General features: G+C 58.0%; 1 protein-coding gene. It reads left to right on the top strand.

Features of this window, described 5'->3' with window-relative positions; translation table 11 throughout:
• Positions 1-255: GTP-binding protein (locus tag GTP41_RS26955; protein ID WP_229503108.1), on the top strand; the 255-nt coding region annotated here is incomplete at both ends.

Raw genomic sequence — 255 nt, 5'->3', positions numbered from 1 at the left:
CAGAAGAAAAAGCACGCGGCATTACCATTAACACCGCACACGTTGAGTACGAGACCGCCAACCGTCACTACGCTCACGTTGACTGCCCAGGCCACGCCGACTACATCAAGAACATGATTACCGGTGCTGCGCAGATGGACGGCGCGATCCTGGTTTGCTCCGCAGCTGACGGCCCAATGCCACAGACCCGCGAGCACATCCTGCTGGCCCGCCAAGTTGGCGTTCCTTACATCATCGTGTTCCTGAACAAGTGCG

Source organism: Pseudoduganella guangdongensis, from assembly GCF_009857475.1.
Lineage (GTDB): Bacteria > Pseudomonadota > Gammaproteobacteria > Burkholderiales > Burkholderiaceae_D > Rugamonas > Rugamonas guangdongensis.
The sequence above is the reverse complement of the archived record's forward strand: the minus strand, read 5'-3'. Positions and strand labels throughout refer to the sequence as shown.